The sequence below is a fragment of the Enemella dayhoffiae genome (assembly GCF_002250625.1).
Classification (GTDB): Bacteria; Actinomycetota; Actinomycetes; order Propionibacteriales; family Propionibacteriaceae; genus Enemella; species Enemella dayhoffiae.
The window spans coordinates 49,443-68,144 of sequence record NZ_NMVQ01000002.1 but is presented as its reverse complement, the minus strand read 5'-3'; the positions used below and the strand labels follow the sequence as shown (position 1 = coordinate 68,144).

The following is an 18,702-nucleotide window of genomic DNA, read 5'->3' as shown; positions in this document are numbered from 1 at the left end:
GCGGCCCCGTCGGGTCAGCGCCACGTGAGCTCCGATTCGGTGGGGCGCTTGCCGGTCGAGGGCAGCACGCCATAGCGCGGCAGCGCCACCCGCATCACGTCGTAGGCCACCGGACCGGCGATCGCGCCGCCGGTGTGTCCGGCCTTCGGCTGGTCCACCACCACATAGGTGAGCAGCTGCGGGTCCTCGGCCGGGGCCATGTTGACGAACGAGGACACATAGCCGTCATATCTGCCGAGCTGCGGATTGTACACCTCGGAGGTGCCGGTCTTGGCGCCGAGGCGATACTCCGGGAAGTTCATGTCCTGGGCGAAACCGCCCGGCCCGACCACCGACTCCATCATCGACGACATCGACTTCGAGGTCTGCTCGGACACGATGCGGCGGGACTCCTTGCGCGGCACCGCGATCGGGTGACCGTCGGCGTCGGTGGCCGACTTGATGATGGTCGGCGGGTTGTACACCCCTCCGTTGAGGATGCCGGCGATCGCCGCGGCGTTCTGGATGGCGGTCACCGACAGGCCCTGACCGAAGGCGATCTGATCGCGGGTGTAGCTGGGCATGTCCGCCGGGGGCAGGAAGCCGGTGGCCTCGCCGGGCAGTTCGATCCCGGTCGGCTGGCCGAGGCCGAACCGGCTGAGCGCCTCACGATAGGCCGGGGTGTCCATCTTCCGGGTCATCATGATGGTGCCGATGTTGGAGGAATAGGCGAGCACCCCGCGGGCGGTGACGTTGGCGTACCCGTGGGCCCAGACGTCCTTGATCACGCCGTCGCCGGACTTCAGGCTGGGCGGCACCACCAGCCGGGTGTCGGGGGCGATCAGCCCGGCGTCCATCAGTGCCGAAAGGGTGAGCACCTTCTGCACCGAGCCCGGCTCGTAGGCCTGGGTGACGGCCCGGTTGAACAGGTCCTCGCTGCGCGCCGAGGCGGCGTTGTTGGCGTCGAAGGTCGGCACATTGGCCATCGCCAGCACCTCGCCGGTCTTGATGTTGATGGTGATCGCCGTGCCGGACTTGGCCTTCGCCTCCTCCACCGCCTGGGCCAGCTTGCGCTCGGCGATCATCTGCAGCTCGGTGTCCAGGGTGAGCTGGTAGTTGTTGCCGTTGCTGGCCGGGCTGATCATGTTCGCGCCCAGCGGGATCCGGTAGCCGCTCGGGGAGGCCTCGTACATCTCCTTGCCCGCGGTCCCGGACAACTCGCGGTTCATCGAGTATTCGATGCCGCCCTGCCCCTTGGAGTCGGCGCCGACGAAGCCGACGACGGCGGCGGCCGAGGACTTCTCCGGGTAGGTCCGGATCGGGTCGGACTCGCGGAAGACGCCATAGATCCTGGCCGCACTGAGGTCCTGCGCCAGACGGTGGTACGCCGCGGCGGGCACCTTGCGGGCGACGACCGAATATCTGGTGTCCGGCTTCGTCAGCGCCGCGCGGTAGTCCTCGCGGGTTCCGCCCACGTGGCGGACCAGCAGGTCGGCCACCTCCTCGACCCGGTTCTTCCTGGGGTCGTTGATCAGGGTCGGGTCGGCGGTGACCAGCACGGCCGCGGCGGTGTCGGCCAGGACGGCCCCGTTGCGGTCGGTGATGGTGCCCCGGCTGGCCGGGACGGCAACGGTGCGGGTCATCTGCTCGGCCGCCTTCGCGGCGTACGCCTTGGAGTCGAACGCCTGCAGCTGCAGCAACCGGCCGGCGCAGACCGAGACCACGATGGCCATCACGATCAGCGCGACCCGGATCCGCAGGTCGCCGCGGCCGAGCGGGATCCGCAGGGGTGGGCGGTACGCCGCAGCGGGGCGGCGGCCGGTGGCGGGCCGGCGCTGGGACGGGCGCCGCTGGGCGGGCCGCCGGCGGGCCCCAGCCTGCTGGGCCGCTCGGCCGGTGCTGGCGCTGGTCCGCGGACGGCGGCGTGGCTGGTCGGCCATCATCGGCTCCCCTGGGTCGGCTGCGGCTGGTTCGGTCGGGCCTGATTGTTCTGGGCCGGGTTCGGCTGGGCGGGGTTCGGGGCCGGGGGGCGGGCAGCGGCGTCGCGGGCCGCCTGCTCGGCGGCCGCCTTCTCGGCCGCGGCCTTCTGCTTGGCCTGCTCGTCGCGCAACCGCTGTTGGTTCGCCTCCAACTTCTTGCGCTCCTCGGCGACCCGCTTCTGCCCGTCGGCCACGGCCTTCTCGGCCCGCAGCTGCGCCTGCTCCTCCTCGGTCCGGGTGACCGCGCTGGGCAGGTACCGCTGGTCGGCCGCCTTCGGATCACCGACGATCCGACCTTCGGGCAGCAGCACGAAACCGATGAAGAAGTTGGGTCGCATCCCCTGCTCGGACGCCTTGCGGGTCAGCTCCCGGGCCGAGGACGCGTCGATCACCCGCTGGTCGAGCTCCACCTCGGCATAGTGCAGTTCGGCGGCCTGGCGGCGCAGCTGGCTGGCCTCGAACGCCTGGTTCTGCAGGCTGGTGTTCAACAGCAGCAGCCCGATCATGCCGGCCCCCAGCACCGCCGCCAGCACGACGACGAACGGGATCGTGGACAGCCGCCGTTGCGGTGGCGCCACCACCTCCAGGCGGGGCCGTCTGGACCGCCGCTCCGGCTGGGGCGCGGTGACGGTGGTCTGGGCGCTCATCGGGCCTCCTCGATCCTGCGGGCGGCGCGCAGCCTGGCCGAGGCGGCGCGCGGGTTGTCGGCGATCTCGGCGGCGGACGGCTTCTCTGCCCCCCGGGTGAGCAGTTCGAGTTCCGGTCCCAGACCGGCGGGCACCACGGGCAGGCCGCGCGGGGCCCGGGACTCGCTGCCGGTGCGCAGCACCTGCTTCACCGCCCGGTCCTCCAGCGAGTGGTACGCCAGCACCGCGAGCCGTCCGTCCACCGCCAGCGCGGAGACGGCCGCCGGCAACATCACCTCCAGCGCGTTCAGCTCCCGGTTCACCTCGATCCGCAGGGCCTGGAAGGTGCGCTTGGCGGGATGGCCGCCACCGCCGTGGCGTACCGCGGCCGGCATCGCCGCGACGATCGTCTCGACCAGTCGGGCCGAGGTGTCGAACGGGGCGCCCTCGCGGGCGGCGACGATGGCACGGGCGATCCGGTCGGCGAACTTCTCCTCGCCGTAGCCGCGCAGGATCCGGGTCAGCTCGGCCTGCGGATAGGTGTTCAGCACCACCGCGGCGGTGAGCGGCTGCTGGGCGTCCATGCGCATGTCGAGCGGCGCGTCGACCGCGTACGCGAACCCGCGCTCGGTGCGGTCGATCTGCAGCGAGGACAGCCCGAGGTCGGCGACGATCCCCTGCACCCGCGGGGTCCCGTGCTCGGCCAGCACCTCGGCCAGCTCGTCATAGACCGCCTCGAGGAAGGTGGTCCGCTCGGCGAACGGGGCCAGCCGCTCGGCGGCGTACGCCAGCGCCTGCGGGTCCCGGTCGATGCCGATCAGGCGGAGCTCGGGGACACGGCTCAGGAACGCCTCGGCGTGCCCGCCCAGGCCGAGGGTGCAGTCGACCAGGACGGGCGGTTGACCGGCGGGGGTGGGAGTGAGTGCGGGGGTGAGCAGGTCGACGATCCGGTCGCGCAGCACGGGGACGTGGCGAGCGTTCTGCAACACCTGCGTCCTCCCCTCAGCTCGACCCGGGACTTCGTCTGGACCGCCCGGCTGCTCCGGGCGGCGAACGTGTCGCCAGGTTTCGTCCCGAAAGGCGTTCTTGGGGAAGCCGCGGACGCAGATCCGCGGTGGTGATCGCCTGGCACCGGGGAAGGTGCGCCAGCCGATCCGCCTCTCGGGCCGAAGCCTCACGACACGTGCGGCTCCCCGACTCACTGGGTGAGGCCGGGGAAGACCTCGTCGTTCATCTCGGCAAAGACCGATTCCTGCTCGGTGGAGTACTTCTCCCAGGCCGCCGCGTCCCAGATCTCCACCCGGTCGATGGCGCCGACCACGACGATCTCCTTGTCCAGCCCCGCATATCTGCGCAGCTGGGGCGGGATCGTGACCCGGCCCTGCTTGTCCGGCACCTCGTTGCTGGCCCCGGCCGCCAGCATGCGCTGGAAGTCGCGGACCTGCTTCACGGTCGAGGGACCGGACGCCATCTGTCGGGCGATCTCTGCGAAAGCCGCCTCGGGATAGATGGTCAGGCAGTGGTCCTGTCCCCTGCTGATCACCAGACCCTCGGCCAGCTCCTCACGGAACTTCGCCGGCAGAAAGAAGCGGCCCTTCTCGTCGAGCTTCGGTTGGTGGGTCCCCAGAAACATCGCTGAGGCCCCCTCCCTCGCTCCCGAATCGAACCGATTCGCTCCACTGCGCTCCACTCTACTCCACTACGCCCCACTTGCGGCAAGTTTCCCTCCACATTTCTCCCCGTTCCGTGCCCAGAGGTTCCGGAAATCGGCTCTGGCAAGGGGTTTCACCCGGTGGCGGGGGCGGACTCGGGTGATCGACCCGACAGCTTGGCCGCGCCTTCCGGCGTGTCTGCTGTGGCTCGAGTCACCCCCTGAGGCCCCTGTGGCGTCTGATCGGCGGCCCGGGGAGCACAGTGGGGAGGAAACAGTGGGGAGGAAAGTGGAGCGACTGGGCCGACCGCACAACTCCGGTCTCTCGGTGGCCACCGGGCCGCAGACCCGCGTCCGCTCGGGGGCGCCCTGGCGTGCGGCCGGAGTTGTGCGGGCCGGTCCGCGGGGCCGCCCCTGCCGGCGCCGATCGGGCACCCCTGCTCGTTGCCGAATCGTGATCTTTCGGCCGACCGCGTAAGGTGAACCCTCGGGTGAGTGCGGCCAGCGCCAATCCCCGATCCACTCGCGGGATGAAACGGGGCCGGGCCGCGCCCCGACGACGACTGAACGGACCAGACGGAGGACGAGTTGAGCTCCTACTACGACGAGGATCGCGACGGCCCGATGACGGGCTCGAACCCGGTCATCGGGCGCCGGGGGGCCGGCCCCAACCGCAGCTACGGCGTCGACGATGTCGTGGAGACCGTCGGCAAGGTGCGCGGGGCCATCGAGTCGGTGATCGAGGGCAAGCGGGAGCCGATCGACATCGCTCTGGTCGTGCTGCTGGCCGAGGGCCACCTGCTGCTGGAGGACGTGCCCGGCGTCGGCAAGACCATGCTGGCCAAGGCGATCGGCAAGTCGATCGACTGCTCGGTCCGCCGGATCCAGTTCACCCCCGACCTGCTCCCCTCCGACATCACCGGTGTCTCGGTGTTCAACCAGGAGCGTCGTGACTTCGAGTTCAAGCCCGGTGGCGTGTTCGCCAACATCGTGGTGGGCGACGAGATCAACCGCGCCTCACCGAAAACCCAGTCGGCGCTGCTGGAGTCGATGGAGGAGCGTCAGGTGTCGGTCGACGGCACCACCTATGAGCTGGAACTGCCGTTCATGGTGGTCGCCACCCAGAACCCGATCGAGATGGAGGGCACCTATCCCCTCCCCGAGGCCCAGCGGGACCGGTTCACCGCGCGGATCCAGATGGGTTATCCGACGGCCAAGTCCGAGCTGGACATGCTCGACCACCACGGCTCCCGCGACCCGCTGGACGCCCTGCAGCCGGTCACCGACGCAGCCACCGTGCGCGGGCTGATCCAGGCTGTCAAGGAGATCTACGTCGCGCCGGCGGTGAAGGAATACCTGATCGCGGTGGTCACCGCCACCCGGAACTTCCCCGACCTGCGCCTCGGTGCCTCCCCGCGTGCCTCGCTGCAGCTGCTGCGCGCCGTGCGGGCGTACGCCGCGATGGCGGGCCGGGACTACGTCTCCCCCGACGACGTGGCCGCCCTGGCCAGCGCAGTGCTCGCCCACCGCGTGCTGCCCTCGACCGATGCCCAGCTGGCCCGGCGTACGGTCGGCGACATCATCGACGGCGTGCTGCGCTCGGTGCCCGTCCCCGACAAGTGATCGGCGGAGCGGAGCGACGTTGAGACGTAATCCCTGGAGCCTGCTCACCCCGCGGGGAAAGATGTTCCTGCTCGGTGGGCTGGCGGTCACCATCGCCAGCATCCTGCTCGGCCAGAACGACGTGCTCTGGCTGGGGCTGCTGCTGGTGCTGCTGCCCGCCATCTCGCTGCTGTTCATCGCCCGCACCCGGCTGCGGCTGTCCTGTGAGCGCGGTTTCGATCACGGCGAGATGCCGATCGGCGACACCCTGGAGGCCACCCTGCGGCTGGAGAAGCAGGGCAACCTGCCGGCGGGCCTGCTGCTGTTCGAGGAGCACGTGCCCTCGGCGCTGGGCCGGCGGCCGCGGTTCGGGGTGAACAACGTGGCGGGCACCTGGCGGCGCGACGTCAGCTATCCGCTGGTCGGCAACCAGCGCGGCCGCTTCACCGTGGGCCCGCTGCTGGTGCGTTCCCGGGACGCGTTCAACCTGGTCAAGTTCGACCGACAGTTCACCGCTACCTCCGAGGTGCTGGTCACCCCGCGGATCCACCCGCTGCCCCCGATGGCCAACGTCACCGGCGGCGGTTCGACCGGCGAGTCGCGGCCGCAGCGGCTGGGGGTGATCGGCTCCGACGACGTGCTGGTCCGCGAATACCGACAGGGTGACGACGTCCGCCGGGTGCACTGGCGTTCGACGGCTCGCCGCGGCGAGCTGATGGTGCGCCGCGAGGAGCAGGCGTGGGACCCGAGCGTGACGCTGATCCTCGACTCCCGGGCCGGGGCGCACGGCGGTCCGGGCCGCGAGTCCTCCTTCGAGTACGCCGTCTCGTGCGCCGCGTCGATCGCGATGCACTTCGTCGACCACGGCTTCTCGGTCGACCTGCACGACGCCCAGGGGAACATGCTGCCGCGCGACACCGACCGCACCTTCACCACCACCGGTCAGCACGTGCTGCACTGCTTCACCGACGTCCAGCCGACCCGCTCCCGAGACCTGTCGGAGGGGCTGCAGTCCTCGCTGCTCGGCCAGCAGGGCCAGGTGATCGTGGCGATCACCGGCCGGCTCACCCCGATCGATGCCGAGGCGCTGCTGCGCACCCGACGCAACCGCGCCCAGGGGCTGGCCGTGGTGATCGACGTCGACTCCTTCGTCTCCCGCAACGACCGCGCCGAACGCGAGGACCGGGAGGCCCACGAACAGGCCGTGCAGATGCTGCGCAACCAGATGTGGCGGGTCGCCGAGGTGAAGCGGACCACTCCGGTCAGCGACGCCTGGAAGGACCTCGAGCGGCTGGGAGAACTCGTCTGATGGCGACCCGATCCACGAACGGCTTCCGACTGCTGGTCTCCGACCGCTACGCCATCGCGATCATCATCGCGGCGCTGCTGGCCTCGGCGACCCTGCTGCCGCTGTCCGCCGACCGCAGCTATCTGCCACTGGCCGCGATCGGCGTGGTCGCGCTGGGCCTGGTCGGGCTGGTGCTGCGCCGACTGCGGCTGGGTGAAGGAGTGGTGCTGGCCGCCGAGGCGGTGGTGCTGATCGGCTACGTGTTCGCGGTCTCGCTCGGGCTGGGCGGGGACGGCAACCCGTTCACCCGCTTCACCAGCCTGTACGCCGAGGGCGTGCGACACATCCAGACCCAGCCCGCGCCGATGGCCCCCAACCCCGGGGTGACCCTGCTGTTCGTCACCGCGGTCGGGGTGATCGCGTTCCTCACCGACGTGATGGTGCAGGGCATCGACCGTCCGATGTGGGCGATCGCCCCGCTGGCCGCGCTGTTCCTGGTGCCGGCCCTGGGCCTGGTCGATCAGGTGCCGGTGTGGGCCTTCCTGGCGATCGCCGCCGGCTATCTCGGCGTCCTGCTGGCCGAGGGCATCAACACCTCCGAACGCTGGCCCAGAGGCGTACGCCGCAGCGAGCACGACCGCGGGTCGGCACCGCTGGCCTGGCAACTGGCCGTGCTGGTCGGCGTACCCGCCGTCGTGCTGTCGATCGCGCTGGGCAGCATCGCGCCGACGGTGCCGTTCGCCGGGTGGGGCGGCTCGCGAGCCAAGGGCGACGGTCCGTTGCAGATGGCCGATCCGACGTTGGACCTGCGCCGCAACCTGAACCAGCCCGAGGACCGGCAGGTGATCAGCTATCAGACCGACAAGCCGCAGGGCACCTATCTGCGGATGGCGTCGCTGCCGATCCTGGACAAGTCGGGCTGGCACAACGCGGGGCTTCAGCTGACCACCGGCCGCGACCTGCCCCCGGCGCCGGGTTATCGCTCGGTGCCCGGTCAGCAGACCCGGACCACCCGGATCCAGATCTCCGACTTCCGCTCGGAATACCTCCCGCTGCCGTTCGCCCCCGACGCGTTCGAGGCGCGCGGTGACTGGGCGTACGACCGGGATTCGCTGGTGGTGCTGGCCACCGGGGCGGACCGCGCGGATGCCACCCGCGGGCTGCAGTACACGGTGCGCAGCATCGACATCGAGCCGGACGGCCCGGGCCTGTCGCGGGCTCAGGTGTCGAACCCGCCGGATGCCCCGTATACGGTGCCGGTCCCCCAGGACGTGCCGAACGACATCGTGAACAAGACCATCGAGGTCACCAACGCCGCGCCGACCCCGGCGTTGAAGGCGGCGGCGATCCAGAAGTACCTGCGCAGCGACGGCGGGTTCACCTACTCCACCGAGCCGCAACCGGGATCGGGTTATCAGGCCCTGCAGAACTTCCTGTTCCGCGACAAGAAGGGTTACTGCGAGCAGTTCGCCGCCTCGATGGCGTTGATGGCCCGCGTGGTCGGCATCCCGTCGCGGGTGGCGGTCGGTTTCCTGCCCGGGGAGAGGATCGGCGACAACTACCAGGTGTCGATCCGCGACATGCACGCCTGGCCCGAGCTGTGGTTCGAGGGTTATGGCTGGGTGCGTTTCGAGCCCACCCCGAACATCGCCTCGGCGCCGGCGTGGACGGTGCAGAGCCCCAGCACCGCCGGCCAGCAGCCGGGTGCCAGCGCCACCCCGGAGCCGGCGCCGAGCTCTGCTCCGCCGGAGGAGCCGACTCCGACCCCGGAGCCGACCCCCGAGGTCGCGCCGCCGCCGGCACCGACCGGCTTCGCCGGGTTCCTGCGCCTGAACGGGCTCTATCTGGGCGCCGGGCTCGGGCTGCTGATCCTGGTCGGCGCGCTGGCGTGCACGCCGATGCTGCTGCGCAGCCGCAGACGGAAGACCCGACTGTCGGGCAGCGGTGACCTGACCCGACAGGTGGAGGCCGCCTGGGCGGAGGTGCGCGACTCGGTGGTCGACCTCGGCGAGAACTGGCCGGCCGGTTCACCGCGGGTGATCGGCAACCAGGTCGCGCACGGGCTCGACCCGAGCTCGGCGAAGGCGATGACCGTGCTCGCGCTGATGGTGGAGCGCGCCCGCTATGCCCGCCGGCACAGCGTGAACGCCGACCTGTCGGCGATCACCCACCAGGTACGCCGGGGCCTGGCCAGCCGGGTCGGCCGCGGCACCCGGGTGCTGGCCGACTGGTGGCCGCGGTCGCTGTTCACCCGCTGGCGCTGAGGCGTGCCAGCACTGCCAGTGCGCCAACTGCAACGACACCTGCCAGAACTGCCGATGCGGCAACTGCGACTGCCCCACCTGCTCACACTGAGCCCGCTGCGGCGGCAGCGGACAAGAAGAAAGGCACCCGATTCGGGTGCCTTTCTTCTTGTCAGGAGATCAGAGGCCGTCATCCTGACGGCGGCGCCAACGCTCCTCCATCTTGTCCATGAAGGTGGAGTCGAAGGTCTGCTGCTTGTCGGAGCCGGCCGGCCTGGCGGGCGCCTCCTTGCGGCGGTAGGCGGTGACCGCGGTGACAGTTGCGGTCAGCATGATCACGAACCCGAGCACCGACACCAGCCAGTGCGAACGCATCCCGGCGACCAGCAGCACGCAACCGGCCACGAAGACCACCCCGGCGAAGGCCGCTCGTTTGCGCCGCAGCGTGCGCGGGGTGCGGGTGCCGCGCAGCGTGTGGGCCAGCTTGGGGTCCTCGGCCGCAAGGGCAGCCTCCATCTGCTCGAGGAGCTTCTTTTCCTCTTCCGACAGAGCCACCGTGTCACCTCCGTGTGGGGAACGGTTCCACCCCGGAGCCGAGGTGGCTTGGGCAAGTCTAGTTCGCGCGCTGGGTCAAGGAAACCCGCAGATTGGAGGGCTCAGCGGGTGGACGGCGAGTCGGGCGACTTTCTCACCATCTTCTTTGGTAGTGGGCTTCTGGATGGCCGGGTTCAGCCGAGTGCGGCCCGGCGTACCGCCCGCGGACCGAACCGGGCGATCGCGGCGTCCATCGCCCGCTCGGCGTCGCGCCAGCCGTGCTCGGGCTCGGTCAGTTCGGGTTGGCAGTACGCCTCGGCGGCCGGCACCAGCCCGGCCACCCGGACCCCGACCTTGCGCACCCGGGCCCGGGCCAGGCCGAGGGATTCCCACAGTGCGATCGCCCGGGCGTACACCTCCTTGGTGCCGTCGGTCGGAGTGCGCAGGCTACCGGTCCGGGTGAGCTGGCTGTAGTCGGCGAAGCGGACGGTGATCACCACGCTGCGCCCCAGCATCCCGGCGGCGCGCATCCGGGAGGTGGTCCGGTCGGCCATCCGCAGCAGCTCGCGGCGGACCACCTCGGCGTCGTCGGTGTCGCGGCCGAAGGTGTGTTCGGAGCCGATGCTGCGTTCGGCCGGCCGGGCCGTCACGGCACGGTTGTCGCGGCCCCAGGCCAGGTCGGCGAGCAGCCCGCCCAGGTGTACGCCGAGTCCGCGCTGCAGGGTGGTCTTCGGCAGGTAGGCCAGGTCGGCGACGGTGCGCAGGCCGAGTCGGTGCAGCTTTTCGGCGGTGGCCTCCCCCACTCCCCAGATCGCGGTCACCGGCAGCGGGTGCAGGAATTCGACGACCCGGTCCGGGGCGACCTCGTGCAGCCCGTCGGGCTTGGCGGCCGAGGAGGCCAGCTTGGCGACGAACTTCGACGGCCCGATCCCGACCGAGCAGGTGATGCCCTGCTCGTCGAACACCTTGGCCCGGATCAGCTCCCCGATCCGGGCCGGGCTGCCCAGCAGTCGCGTTGAGCCGGACACGTCGAGGAAGGCCTCGTCGATCGACATCGGCTCCACCCCCGGGGTGATCGCCTCGAAGATCGCGAACACCCCACGCGAGGTTTCGGCGTACGCCTCGAAGTCCGGTGGCAGCACCACCGCCTGCGGGCACAACCGCCTGGCCCGGGTCATCGGCATCCCACCCTCGACCCCCGACTCCCTGGCCTGATAGCTCGCCGACAGCACCACCCCCCGCGTCGCCCCACCGACCAGCACCGGCCGCCCCACCAGCTCCGGCCTCCGCCGCAGCTCCACCCCCACATAGAACGCATCCATGTCCACATGCAGAACCGTCGACCGTACGCTCATGTCACCCCCTCGCGAGGGTTTCGACGGCTGCGCCCGAAGAGCGGGGTTACCGCGCGCTGCGCGCGAGCGCGGACAAAACGTGCAACTTGGGTGCCGCCTCGAGCAGCTCGGGGCGGGCCGAGGCGGCGGTCTCCAGCTCGAGCAGTTTCTCGGAGCGGCCCTCGGCCACGGTGGTGGGGACCTGGTCGGCGATCACCCCGATACCGTGCTCGGCGAGCAGGTCCCACCCGGTCTCGGTCAACAGCTCGTGCAGGGCGGTCCGGTCGAGCAGTTCCGGGTCGGACAGCAGGTGGCCGGCGGCCGCGAAGTTGCCGGCCTCGGCCTGCTGCAGCACCCGCGGCAGTCGCTGCCCGATCAGCACGCTGAGCAACCCCTCGGGGGCGACCGCCCCGGCGATCGCCCGGAGCGCCTCGGCGGTCCCGGCCCGGCGCTCCAGCACCAGGTGGCAGAGCACCACGTCGGCGGATCCGGCGGGTACCACCTCGGCCAGGGTGGTGGTGTCCCCCTGCACGGCCCGCATCCGATCGCCCAGCCCGGACTCCGCGGCGCGACGGGAGGTCGCGGCCAGCGCATCCGGTGACGGATCGACGACCAGCACCCGGTGCCCGGCCTCGGCCAGCGCGGCGGCCAGCCCGCCGGTACCGCCGCCGAGGTCGACCACCTCCAGCCCGGATCCCCGGTGCTGGTTGAGCTGGTCGACCAGCAGCCGCACCAGCAGGCGGTGGGAGACCGATCGACGGCGCTGGGCCGGTCTGGTCGGCGCCGGATTCCGGCTCGGACCCGTCTGCTGCTTCTCGCTCATCTGCCCTCCTCGGTCTGGAGCCTATCGGCCCACCCGCGGCCTGTCCGCCGGGCTGAGGCGGTTTGCCCGGGGTCAGCGGGGCACCTAGGTTGATCGGCAGCGATCCCCGACCAGCAGGACCTCGATGCCACAGCTCCGTTCCACCGCGATCACGCTCGCGCTCTGCACCCTGCTCGTCACCGGGTGCAGCGGCCGGCCGGCCGATGCGCCCAGCCAGGCCCCGGTCGTTGCGCCGGTCAGCACTGCGGTGCCCAGTGCCTCGACGACGCCCTCGGCCACCCCGGCCGCGACCGGCAGCGCCAACCCGTCGGCGACCCCGCCGATGAACGAGGTCCGACCGGTGCAGCTGGACGGGCTGGTGGTCTCGCCCACCGGGAACGGGTTCACGGTCCGCGGGCGACTGCTCGACGAGGCCCGGCAACCGATCGTCGGTGCGGTCGGCGACTTCTATCTGGAGGGCACCACCCGCAACCTGGTGCAGAGCTATTCCACCGGTGTCGACGGCGGTTTCTCGGCGAGCTTCAGCAACGCCGACGCCCCCGCCGAGGCGACGCTGATGATGCACTACCGCGGCGATGACCAGCATGCCCCCAGCTCCTTCCTGATCCGTCGGGGCGTACCCCGCCCCACCCCGAGCCCGACGCCGACCCCGACCCGCACCACCCCGCCGCCGGCGGCACCCGCGACCACTCCGCCGCCGACCGCACCCGCGCAGCCGACTCCTCGATTCACCGGGCCCGGCGGGGCCGGCGGTCCCGCGGTCACCGCGATGGGCAACCAGTTGACGGTGACCGGGCGCCTGCTCGGCGCCGACGGGCGTCCGCTCGCCGGCGCCCAGGTCACCGCACCGGGTCTGGCCGCACCGGTCGGCACCGGCGCCGACGGCGGGTTCCAGCTCTCGGTGCCGATGCCCGGCAGCCGTGAGCTCACGGTGACCGCACCGGCCGCCGCGGGGCGTCCGGGGGCCAGCACGAAGGTGACCTGGTAGCCGCTCATCGGCCCGAGCTCCCCGGGCTGGAGTGCCACAGCTTGCGCGGGGCGCCGGCGGCCGCGGCGCCCGGACCCTCGGCCGGTTTGATGTCGGCGTACGCCGATTGGCGGAATCCGCTGGGGTGCACCAGCACCCGTCGGGCTCCGCCGCCGAAGTCCTCGGGCACCTCGGCGAGCACGTCGCGCACCGCGGCCAGCGCCCGCTCCCGGTCCCCGGTCAGCTCCAGCACCGACTGCCACCGGGTGAACAGCTCACCCAGGTCCCAGCAGCCGTCGGCCTGCAGTGACACCCCGCGTGGTCCGGTACGCCGCAGCTCACCGCGCACCAGCAGCAGCCAGGAGCCGAAGATGGTGCGTGCATAGGGGCCCTGGGCGTCCTCGAAGAAGGTGGCGTCCACCGGCCCGGTGGTGTCGTCCAGGGTGAGGAAGACGACCCGTCGCCCGGAGCGGACCGGAGGGGTCTGGGTGGCCACCTTCACCCCGGCCACCAGCAACCCCTGGCGGCGGCGCACCTGCAACAGGTCGCGGGACCGGGTCACCTGCAGCGCCTCCAGCAGCGGGGCATAGAAGTCGACCACGTGCCGACTCACGTCCAGCCCGAGCACCGCCAGCTCGGTGCGCACCCGTTCGGCGTCGGTGAGTTCCGGCAACCCGGAGCTGACCGGTTCGTTCGACTCGGCGAAATCCAGTGGCAGTTGGATTTCTGGCGGGCGTACCGCGGCCGGACGGCGGCTCTGCGCACCGGCCCGGTCCCGCGGGTCCTGACCGGTCGCCGGGTCCGCCGGGTCGGCGTACGCCCCGGTGCGCCGGGCCGCCCGGGCGGCCAGCCCGCGGGCCCTGGGCGCCTGCTTGATGCTGGCCCGGCTGTCGCGGTGCAGATCGGCCACCGAGAGCAGCAGGTCGCGCCGGGTGAGCCGGCCGCGCCGGGGCACCGACCCGCCTCCGCCGAGCTGGTGCACCGCGTCGAAACCGCCGGCCAGCACCAGCCGCTCCACGACCGGGGCGGACACCTGGGCGCGGTTCCAGAAGTCGTTCAGCGACCGGTAGGGCTGACCGGCCACGATCCGGGCAACCTCGGTCCCGCTGATCCCCTTCACGTCGGCGAGCGACATCCGGATCCCCCACCGTGGTGTCGATCCAGTTGAGTCGCCCGTCGATTCCGGAGCTTCCGGAAGCGTCTCCACCCGGTAGTGGTCGGCGGAGGCGTTCACATCCAGCCCGAGCACCGCGACCCCGGATCGGCGCACCTCCTCCAGGATCAGCCGTTTCGGGTACATCCCCGGGTCGTGGGTGAGCACCCCGGCCAGGAAGTGGGCCGGCCAGTGCGTCTTCAGCCACGCCGACTGGTAGGTCGGCAGCGCGAACGCGGCCGCGTGTGCCTTGCAGAAACCGAACGAGGCAAAGGATTCCAGCACCTGCCACACCTTCTGCACCACCGGCACCGGATAACCGCGTTCGATCGCGGTGGGGATGAACCACGCCCTGGCCTCGGCCTGGCCGTCCGCGGTGCCGAGGGCTCGGCGTACCTCGTCGGCGACCGCCAGGGAGCACCCGCTCAAGGTGGCGATGATCTGGATCACCTGTTCGTGGAACACCACCACCCCGCAGGTCTCGCGCAGGTGGGGTTCCAGGTCGGGGTGCAGATAGTGGGCCTCGGCGAATCCCTGCCTGGCCTCGAGGAACGGGCGCACCATGTCGCTCTTGACCGGGCCGGGCCGGAACAGGGAGATGTCGATGATGATGTCGGTGAAGTCGGCGGGGCCGAACTTGCCGATCAGCTCCCGCTGCCCCGGCGACTCGATCTGGAAGCAGCCCAGGGTCTGCGCGGAGGCGATCAGCTGATAGGTGTCCGGGTCGCTGAAACCGTCCCCGGCCAGGGATTCCAGGTCGATCCGCTGCCCGGCGGTGCGCTCGATCTCGGTGACCGCGTGCGACATCGCCGACTGCATCCGGATGCCGAGCACGTCCAGCTTGAGCATCCCGATGGCCTCCACGTCGTCCTTGTCGAACTGGCTCATCGGATAACCGGCATAGCTCGCCTCCACCGGGGTGCGGTCGAGCAGAGTGGCATCCGACAGCAGTACGCCGCAGGGGTGCAGGGCGATGTGGCGCGGCAGCCCGTCCAGCGACTCGACCAGCTCGAACAGCAGGTCCAGCCGGCGCTCGGCCAGGCCCGCCGCCCGCAGCTCGGGCAGGTCGCGCAGCGCGGCCCGGGCATCGCGGGCGCGGATGTGCGGGAACGCCTTGGCGATGGCGTCGATCTCCCCCGGCGGCAGGCTGAGCGCGGCGCCCACGTCGCGGACCGCGTGCCGCACCCGGTAGGTGTCCATCATCGCCACGCAGGCCACCCGCTCCCCGCCGAAGGCGGCCAGGATCTGCTCGTAGATCTCCTCGCGCCGATCCGACTCCACGTCGAGGTCGATGTCGGGCAGGCTGCGGCGCAACGGGGACAGGAAACGCTCCATCACCAGGTCGTGCCGGACCGGGTCCACCCCGGAGATGCCGAGCAGGTAGTTGACCAGCGACCCGGCCCCCGAACCGCGGGCGGCCACCCGGCAGCCGCGGTCGCGGACCAACCGCACCACGTCGTCGACGGTGAGGAAATAGGAGGCGAAGCCGTGCCCGGCGATCACCGCCAGCTCGTCGTCCAGCCGTTGCCGGATCGCCTCGGTGGCATACCCGTAGCGGGCCGCGATTCCTGCCTCACAACGATCTGTGAGCAGCTGCTGGGCGTCTCCGGAGCGCTCCCCGCCACCGATCACCGCGAGCTCGGGCAGGTGGATCTCACCCAGTCCCAGGTCGGCCCGGGGGTCGAGCCGGCAGCGCAGCGCCAGGGCCCGGGTGTCGCCGATCAGCCGGGCCGCCCCGTCGCCACCGCGGCCGGCCCGGCGGGCGAGCAGCTCGGCCACGGTGAGCATCTCCTTGCCCGACTTGAGCCAGGCCTCAGCGTTGCGCCGATCCACGTTGCGGGTGTCCAGGGGGACCAGCCGGCGGGCGCAGTCCAGCACGTCCAGGGTGGGGGCCTGGTCCCGGTGGGCCATCCGCACGGCGTTGGTCAGCACCGCCGGCACCCGGCAGTGGTCGGCCAGCGCGAGCATCCGGGCGGCGTGGGCGCTGGAGCCGACCCCGCGACCGGGCAGCTGGTGGTCGGTCACCCCCACCACCAGTGCACCCGGCGGCAGCGCGGTGGCCCACTCGCGCAACAGCCCCTCGGCCAGGTCGGGCCGCTCGGCCACCGCCAGCCCCAGCTCGGAGTCGGGCCCGAGCAGCACCACCACCTCACCACCGGCGGCGTGCTCGAGGATGGTGGCCCGGTCGGCGATCGGTTCCCCGCGCACCCCGGACAGGTGCACCGCCGAGGTGAGCCGGCACAGGGTCGACCAGCCCGCCCGCGAAGTGGCCAGCACCACCACGCGTGGCAACTCCACGGCGCGGGCTCCGCCGCGGACCGGGCCGCGCCGCTGCGGCGTACCCAGTTGGTCACGGGTGGACGCGCCACCCGGAAGCAGTGCCAGGTCGACCCCGAGCACCGGCGCGATTCCCGCACTGGCACAGGATCCGGCGAATCGGATCGCCCCGTAGAGCCCGTCGCGGTCGGTCAGGCCCAGGGTGTCCATGTCGTGCTCGGCGGCCCGCGCCACCAGCTCGGCCGGTTGCGAGGCGCCGTGCCGCAGCGAGTACGCCGAGGTGACCCGCAGGTGCACGAACGGGTCGCTCATGCCTCCGCCCTCCGGGCCGGGGAGGCCGCACGCGCCCGGGTCGGCCGGGCCAGTCGACGGGCCACCTGGTCGTGGAAGGTGGTCGCCTCCCGGACCAGGTCGTCGGCCTCGCGGGTGCTGACCAGGTTGCTGGCCCCGGCCCGGAGCACTTCGCATCTTCCCTGCAGAGCAAGGAAGAACCCGGCCCACTCGGCCAGCTCTGGGGCCACCTCGGCCAGCACCCGCCAGACGTTGCGTCGCCCCAACCGGGTCCCCTGGCGGCAGCGGGCCGCCAGCACGACCGCCGCCACCTGACCCGCGGCGCGGTGCGCGATCAGGTAGCGCTCGGTGGTCGACCCGGTCAGCTCGGCCTGGACCAGGGTGGCCCGGGCGCGCACGAGTTCACTGCCCGCATCGGTCATCTGCTTCCCCTCAGTCGATCACTCGGTCGAGCCACCAGCCGGTGGCCGTGGCGTGGTGCAGCTCGAAGACCCCGCTGCGTCGGGACTCGGTGCGGGCCGATCCGCGGCCGGCGACCACTCGCCAGCCGACCCGCTCGGCGAGCAGGTCGTCGGGAGAGGCGGAGCCGTCGGGCGGGTCGTCGAGCCGGACGCCGCCGTCGCGCACCGCGCGGGCCGCCGGCGACTCCCACCAGGGGGCGGTCAGCACCCAGCGCGCCTGCACCTGCTCGACCTGCCACTGCCGACCCTGCCACCTGAACTCGGCCGGTCCCTCGATCCCGTCGACCAGGCCGACGTGCACCTCGATCGGTTGTCGATAGATCCGCATGGCCGCTCCCCGGGTGTGTTCGCACTCTGTCGCAGCGTCGCGCTGCCGGTTCTCGACCCGGGCGGCCTCGTGAACGAGGAAGCCCCGGCGCGAGCGGGGGTCGAGTTCCACCCGCGCCGGGACCAGCCCTGCGTCCGAACGAGTGCCGAGGGCCCTTCCCCAAGTGCTTCTCGAACACCTGTTCGAACAGGACCAACTATAGACACCGGCACCGACAGTCCGTCAACCCCGATCCCGGACCCTGACCGTGGGTTATGATCGCGGCCAAATGTCGACCCGGTACGAGCCACCTCGCCGCCGATCCAGTGATGCCGGGATTCTGCTTCTGCTGCTGGCGCTCCTGGCCGGAATCGAGCCTGCTTGGGATGCTGGCGTACCCGGCGATGCTGATGGCCGGGGCGGCGCTGGGCGAGCTCGCGGTGTCCACGGCCGCGTGGACCGGGACCGCGGTGCGCCGTCTGGTCAGCGGCCCGACCAGCCGGCACCGGGGGTGGCCGCGGTTGCTCCTCGGGGTGCTGCTGCTCGCGCTCGTGGCCGCCCGGGTGCTGCAGCTGGTCGACGACGTCTCCGACGGCAGCCTCGGGTCACGACTGATCGGGCTGGCCTGGGGGTCGGTGGTGGTGGCGCTGACGGCCGGGGCGATGGCGTTCGCGGTGTGGTGGGCAGACCGTGTGTCCGGCGACTTTGACCTGCGCCCCGACCCCGACGACGTGCCGGCCGCCTGGCGTCGGGTCGTGCCCTGGTTGGCGTTGTCGCTGGGGGTGCCGGTGATGGCCGATCAGATCATCGGCCAGCTGGCCGAGGCGGTGGGGCTCGCGTCACTCGCCACCGCGGTGGAGGCGGTGCGAGCCTGGCTGGGGCCCCGGCCGTTGGACGTGATCACCGTGATGGCGGCCGGGGCACTGGCGGTCTGGTCGGCGCGTCGCGGACTGCGAGTGGCGGCCGCCTGCGCGGCAGCGTTCACCGCGGTGCAACTGGCCAGCCTGCTGGCCACGGTGCTGGACCTCCGCGCCGACGCGGACACCATGACCGTACTGGCGGTACCGGCGGTGCTGGTGATCGCGGCCAGCCACCTGGTTCGTGCCAGCCTGACCGTCACCCGGATGGTTGGCCTGGTCACGGTGCTGCTGCTGTCAGACGCCTGGCCCTACCGGAACTAGATCGCC

General features: G+C 71.7%; 15 protein-coding genes. 5 read left to right on the top strand and 10 right to left on the bottom strand.

The annotated features are described in order from the left end of the window. Positions 1-14: 14 nt before the first annotated feature. The 4 genes from CGZ93_RS02885 to mraZ form a co-directional block, all read right to left on the bottom strand. Positions 15-1,712 (bottom strand): peptidoglycan D,D-transpeptidase FtsI family protein, encoded by a 1,698-nt coding sequence (locus tag CGZ93_RS02885; protein WP_407643919.1) that lies wholly within the window; start codon positions 1,710-1,712, stop codon positions 15-17. 206 nt (positions 1,713-1,918) lie between these two features. After that, the gene (locus CGZ93_RS19705; RefSeq protein ID WP_094362650.1) at positions 1,919-2,605 is read right to left on the bottom strand and encodes a hypothetical protein; all 687 of its coding nucleotides are present in this window, start codon (positions 2,603-2,605) and stop codon (positions 1,919-1,921) included. Then, on the bottom strand, positions 2,602-3,573 hold the full coding sequence (rsmH, locus tag CGZ93_RS02875) for a 16S rRNA (cytosine(1402)-N(4))-methyltransferase RsmH (RefSeq protein ID WP_229117156.1): 972 nt from the start codon (positions 3,571-3,573) through the stop codon (positions 2,602-2,604). The genes CGZ93_RS19705 and rsmH overlap by 4 nt, the downstream gene beginning before the upstream one ends. 209 nt (positions 3,574-3,782) lie before the next feature. After that, positions 3,783-4,217 carry a division/cell wall cluster transcriptional repressor MraZ gene (gene mraZ, locus CGZ93_RS02870; protein ID WP_094362649.1) on the bottom strand — a complete coding sequence of 145 codons (435 nt, stop codon included), beginning with the start codon at positions 4,215-4,217 and terminating at the stop codon, positions 3,783-3,785. Positions 4,218-4,859: 642 nt separating this feature from the next. On the opposite strand from mraZ, the gene CGZ93_RS02865 reads away from it, so the two are divergent. Genes CGZ93_RS02865 through CGZ93_RS02855 form a run of 3 tightly spaced genes read left to right on the top strand, consistent with a single transcriptional unit; the run spans position 4,860 to position 9,389 of the window. Further along, complete coding sequence (locus CGZ93_RS02865; RefSeq protein WP_094362717.1) at positions 4,860-5,858, top strand: AAA family ATPase; 999 nt, start codon at positions 4,860-4,862, stop codon at positions 5,856-5,858. 19 nt (positions 5,859-5,877) lie between these two features. Then, positions 5,878-7,146 (top strand): DUF58 domain-containing protein, encoded by a 1,269-nt coding sequence (locus CGZ93_RS02860; RefSeq protein WP_141211053.1) that lies wholly within the window; start codon positions 5,878-5,880, stop codon positions 7,144-7,146. Beyond that, a complete protein-coding gene (locus CGZ93_RS02855) occupies positions 7,146-9,389 on the top strand; it encodes a transglutaminase family protein (protein ID WP_094362647.1) in 2,244 nt (747 codons plus the stop codon). Before CGZ93_RS02860 ends, CGZ93_RS02855 begins: the two co-directional genes overlap by 1 nt. A gap of 159 nt (positions 9,390-9,548) precedes the next feature. Here the strand turns inward: CGZ93_RS02855 and CGZ93_RS02850 are convergent, their stop codons facing one another. The 3 genes from CGZ93_RS02850 to CGZ93_RS02840 form a co-directional block, all read right to left on the bottom strand. Next, a complete protein-coding gene (locus CGZ93_RS02850; protein ID WP_094362646.1) occupies positions 9,549-9,923 on the bottom strand; it encodes a DUF3040 domain-containing protein in 375 nt (124 codons plus the stop codon). A 173-nt stretch (positions 9,924-10,096) separates the two neighbouring features. Then, positions 10,097-11,257, bottom strand: coding sequence for a DNA polymerase IV (gene dinB / locus CGZ93_RS02845; RefSeq protein ID WP_094362645.1), 1,161 nt, complete (start codon positions 11,255-11,257; stop codon positions 10,097-10,099). 46 nt (positions 11,258-11,303) lie between these two features. Beyond that, positions 11,304-12,059 (bottom strand): class I SAM-dependent methyltransferase, encoded by a 756-nt coding sequence (locus tag CGZ93_RS02840; RefSeq protein ID WP_094362644.1) that lies wholly within the window; start codon positions 12,057-12,059, stop codon positions 11,304-11,306. A gap of 124 nt (positions 12,060-12,183) precedes the next feature. Between CGZ93_RS02840 and CGZ93_RS02830 the strand changes: the two genes are divergently transcribed. Continuing rightward, positions 12,184-13,047, top strand: a complete 864-nt coding sequence (locus CGZ93_RS02830; RefSeq protein ID WP_141211052.1) for a carboxypeptidase-like regulatory domain-containing protein — start codon at positions 12,184-12,186, stop codon at positions 13,045-13,047. 4 nt (positions 13,048-13,051) lie between these two features. On the opposite strand, the gene CGZ93_RS02825 is transcribed toward CGZ93_RS02830, so the two are convergent. From CGZ93_RS02825 to CGZ93_RS02815, 3 genes are read right to left on the bottom strand one after another with little or no spacing between them, the layout of a single operon-like run. Next, positions 13,052-16,768, bottom strand: coding sequence for a DNA polymerase III subunit alpha (locus CGZ93_RS02825; protein ID WP_094362641.1), 3,717 nt, complete (start codon positions 16,766-16,768; stop codon positions 13,052-13,054). Beyond that, complete coding sequence (locus tag CGZ93_RS02820; RefSeq protein ID WP_094362640.1) at positions 16,765-17,169, bottom strand: SAV_6107 family HEPN domain-containing protein; 405 nt, start codon at positions 17,167-17,169, stop codon at positions 16,765-16,767. The genes CGZ93_RS02825 and CGZ93_RS02820 overlap by 4 nt, the downstream gene beginning before the upstream one ends. A 10-nt stretch (positions 17,170-17,179) precedes the next feature. Continuing rightward, complete coding sequence (locus CGZ93_RS02815; protein WP_141211051.1) at positions 17,180-17,536, bottom strand: DUF6504 family protein; 357 nt, start codon at positions 17,534-17,536, stop codon at positions 17,180-17,182. Between the two features lie 308 nt (positions 17,537-17,844). Between CGZ93_RS02815 and CGZ93_RS02810 the strand changes: the two genes are divergently transcribed. Continuing rightward, on the top strand, positions 17,845-18,696 hold the full coding sequence (locus CGZ93_RS02810) for a hypothetical protein (RefSeq protein WP_094362638.1): 852 nt from the start codon (positions 17,845-17,847) through the stop codon (positions 18,694-18,696). The last annotated feature ends 6 nt before the right edge of the window (positions 18,697-18,702 follow it).

Bases quoted from the DNA above. Each gene is read 5' to 3' on its own strand.
- mraZ (WP_094362649.1), bottom strand. From the start codon at position 4,217: ATGTTTCTGGGGACCCACCAACCGAAGCTCGACGAGAAGGGCCGCTTC.
- CGZ93_RS02825 (WP_094362641.1), bottom strand. From the start codon at position 16,768: ATGAGCGACCCGTTCGTGCACCTGCGGGTCACCTCGGCGTACTCGCTG.
- CGZ93_RS02865 (WP_094362717.1), top strand. From the start codon at position 4,860: ATGACGGGCTCGAACCCGGTCATCGGGCGCCGGGGGGCCGGCCCCAAC.
- CGZ93_RS02815 (WP_141211051.1), bottom strand. From the start codon at position 17,536: ATGCGGATCTATCGACAACCGATCGAGGTGCACGTCGGCCTGGTCGAC.
- CGZ93_RS02855 (WP_094362647.1), top strand. From the start codon at position 7,146: ATGGCGACCCGATCCACGAACGGCTTCCGACTGCTGGTCTCCGACCGC.
- dinB (WP_094362645.1), bottom strand. From the start codon at position 11,257: ATGAGCGTACGGTCGACGGTTCTGCATGTGGACATGGATGCGTTCTAT.
- CGZ93_RS02820 (WP_094362640.1), bottom strand. From the start codon at position 17,169: ATGACCGATGCGGGCAGTGAACTCGTGCGCGCCCGGGCCACCCTGGTC.
- CGZ93_RS02840 (WP_094362644.1), bottom strand. From the start codon at position 12,059: ATGAGCGAGAAGCAGCAGACGGGTCCGAGCCGGAATCCGGCGCCGACC.
- CGZ93_RS02885 (WP_407643919.1), bottom strand. From the start codon at position 1,712: ATGGCCATCGTGGTCTCGGTCTGCGCCGGCCGGTTGCTGCAGCTGCAG.
- CGZ93_RS19705 (WP_094362650.1), bottom strand. From the start codon at position 2,605: ATGAGCGCCCAGACCACCGTCACCGCGCCCCAGCCGGAGCGGCGGTCC.
- CGZ93_RS02830 (WP_141211052.1), top strand. From the start codon at position 12,184: ATGCCACAGCTCCGTTCCACCGCGATCACGCTCGCGCTCTGCACCCTG.
- CGZ93_RS02810 (WP_094362638.1), top strand. From the start codon at position 17,845: ATGCCGGGATTCTGCTTCTGCTGCTGGCGCTCCTGGCCGGAATCGAGC.